The sequence below is a fragment of the Microcoleus sp. genome (assembly GCF_049646505.1).
Classification (GTDB): domain Bacteria; phylum Cyanobacteriota; class Cyanobacteriia; order Cyanobacteriales; family Microcoleaceae; genus Microcoleus.
In genome coordinates, this window is sequence record NZ_JBARVX010000449.1 from 1 (window position 1) to 2,579 (window position 2,579).

The window sequence follows — 2,579 nt, forward strand, 5'->3', positions numbered from 1 at the left end:
CGCACAGCGGCAGTTTTTGCGTGTCAAAGACGTGCTGTTTGCCGCCTGCAAAGGCGATTTGCTGGTAGGGATTGCGAACCGTCTCCCCGGCCAGCACAGCTCGATCGTCCTCGCGGATGCCCCTAACCCGGCCGCGGCGATCGCCAAATACTGATGTTTCTAAAAAACCTAATTCAATGTCATCTTTGCCGAGAATTTCATCAACATTTTTTTCTAAATATTTCGCAAAACTTTGATTGACAAAAAGATATTTAAAATTTCGATCTTTTGCATAAACCATGTCCGGCGTACCGTCCATCAAAGCCCGCAGCAACAGTTCTTGATTTTCCGAATCGAGAGCAAAAATATTTTTAGTTTTGCCCTTGACATCGGGAATTTTAGCTGCTAATCTCGTTAAGGATTTAGCACAAATTTGAGCTGCAGTCTGGAGCAAACAAAGGTGTTCCAGATTAAAAGCAGTTGCCTGCTCTGCACCGATGAACAATACTCCCAACAATTCTTGACTTTCATCTTCGTTAACTGGGGCCATCAACACCGATTCAAACTGAGCAATTGGTGGCAAAGCAATGTTGTGCGCCCAGTCCCGATTTCCCGCCAGCCATTCAGCGCCGGCCGCTTGCAACCGTGCTTTAATTTTGGCTTTGGTGCGAGCAGCTAAGGGGTGTGGCGGTTGTTGGAGGTACAGCTTCTCGTCCGGTAGCGTCAAAAGTGCGTTAGCGTTAGCGAAGCGATCCGAAGGAAAGCCCGTCCCTGCGGGGGCTGCGCCAACGAAGAGGACTGTCTCAGCAGGCATCAGGCGATTGATGTGTTCGATACACGCAGACCAAATTTCATCAACAGTCGCAGCAAGTTGTAATTTCAGAGTAAGTTCGTTGAGAACTTGCAGTTCCAAGTTGCGCTGGCGGACTTTTGCCTTGAGGCTGGCGGCTAGGATTTGCATAGAGCTCACCATACTGGTTTCCTTATATTATAATTATTAAATTTCAAACTTTTTTAAACAATTATTTTAAAATAAATCCGGCGCAAAGACAACTTTTTGATATTTATCTTAACTTCAAGCGCTCAAAAAAACAAAAGTGCGATCGGGAGCAAAGCAAAACTGCTCAATGCAAGCTCTCGCTCCCGTTGCGACACTTAAAATCCTCCGAATCAATCGAAAATCCCAAATAAAAAATAGATTTTCGATTGACGGCAAAACTAACCCATTAAAATCACGTTATCAATGACATGGATCACGCCGTTGTCAGCTTCGATATCTGCCGAGACAACAGTAGCATTTTTCACCTCAAAACCGTCTGAGCAATCAATCTTAATCGGCGAACCTTCCAAGGAAGTAACAAAACCGAGTTTTGCCAAATCAGCCTTCATAAACTTGCCAGAGACGACGTGAAACATCAAAATCCTGCTCAGTTGGGGAACATTCTGCACTAGGGTGGTAATGGTTCCCGGTGGCAATTTCGCAAAAGCATCGTCAGTTGGCGCAAAGACAGTAAAAGGGCCCGGACTTTTGAGCGCATCCACTAAATTAGCCACTTGCACCGCCGTTACAAGGGTTTGGAAGGAACCTGCACCTACGGCAATATCAACAATATCAGGCATTTTGTTCTACCTCGTTTGGCAAAAAAGTTCTATTAAGTATCGTAAACTGATTTGGTTGCTGGTTATTGGTTATTTGTGCAATTCTGCTGGCGTACCCGCCGCCAAAACCTTTGTTCCTAAATCTGCTATTGGTGAGTTTATATTCTCTCCTTTGTGAATGCTAAAACTGCCGTACAAGATTGAAATTTCAAAAATGTCTGTATGAATTAAAGCCGCTGTCCGGTGCGCGTCCTCACCCAAATGAATGCCAATCAAGTCAGCTTCAGGATCTTTGACATCTTCAGGATGGAAAACCTCCCAACTGATGTCTCGGCAGTCATGAAACACTATGCTATAAGGCAATCGCTCGCCTGTCGGATCGTAAATACATTCAAATAAAATTTCATTGCCCCACAAAGAGACATTGATATTTGTGATGAGGGATGTCAGTCCACCTAGGTTAAGCAATTCATAATCATCTGCCATATTAATTCCTCACTTTTTCTCCAGTATTGTGTGTACCAGAAATATGATTGCCAAATTCATCGAGTGTTTTCACCAAGCTGCCATCTTTGTCAAGACGCAAACCTTTGTTTATTCTTCGGCCATCTGAACCGTATTTTGGGGCTGGGGTGCGTACAACTTCACCATCAGTACGAATATGGACTCGCGAACGATCGGCAAATTCGTATTCCCGATAACCGCGTTGAGTTGTTCTAATTTCTGCACCCAGTCCCCGCAAAAAGTCATCGACTTCTTGACGAGTCATCCCGCTTAAGTCTCCAAACTCAGATGCAATTCCATTTCCTCCCACTCCCTGACTCGGCACGCAAGTCTCCTCACCAACCATTGCTTATTGGAGTTTAGCACGGTTGGAAGAAGTCATTAGTCATTAGTCATTAGTCATTAGTCATTAGTCATTAGTCATTAGTCATTAGTCATTAGTCATTAGTCATTAGTCATTAGTCATTAGTCATTAGTCATTAGTCATTAGTCATTAG

4 protein-coding genes are annotated in these 2,579 nt (G+C 44.0%); all 4 read right to left on the reverse strand.

Features of this window, described 5'->3' with window-relative positions:
* On the reverse strand, positions 1–952 hold a 952-nt coding region (locus WBA89_RS21690; RefSeq protein WP_424409372.1), incomplete at its 3' end, for a PAS domain-containing protein.
* 245 nt (positions 953–1,197) lie between these two features.
* The gene (locus WBA89_RS21695) at positions 1,198–1,599 is read right to left on the reverse strand and encodes a fasciclin domain-containing protein (RefSeq protein ID WP_193972798.1); all 402 of its coding nucleotides are present in this window, start codon (positions 1,597–1,599) and stop codon (positions 1,198–1,200) included.
* A 69-nt stretch (positions 1,600–1,668) separates the two neighbouring features.
* Entirely contained in the window at positions 1,669–2,064 is a 396-nt protein-coding gene (locus WBA89_RS21700) for a hypothetical protein (RefSeq protein WP_424409375.1), read from the reverse strand.
* Position 2,065: 1 nt separating this feature from the next.
* Positions 2,066–2,428, reverse strand: coding sequence for a hypothetical protein (locus WBA89_RS21705; protein ID WP_424409377.1), 363 nt, complete (start codon positions 2,426–2,428; stop codon positions 2,066–2,068).
* Between the last annotated feature and the right edge of the window lie 151 nt (positions 2,429–2,579).

What these genes read in the sequence shown, in the direction of transcription:
- WBA89_RS21695 (WP_193972798.1), bottom strand. Translation starts at nt 1,599, where the DNA reads ATGCCTGATATTGTTGATATTGCCGTAGGTGCAGGTTCCTTCCAAACC.
- WBA89_RS21700 (WP_424409375.1), bottom strand. Translation starts at nt 2,064, where the DNA reads ATGGCAGATGATTATGAATTGCTTAACCTAGGTGGACTGACATCCCTC.
- WBA89_RS21705 (WP_424409377.1), bottom strand. Translation starts at nt 2,428, where the DNA reads ATGGTTGGTGAGGAGACTTGCGTGCCGAGTCAGGGAGTGGGAGGAAAT.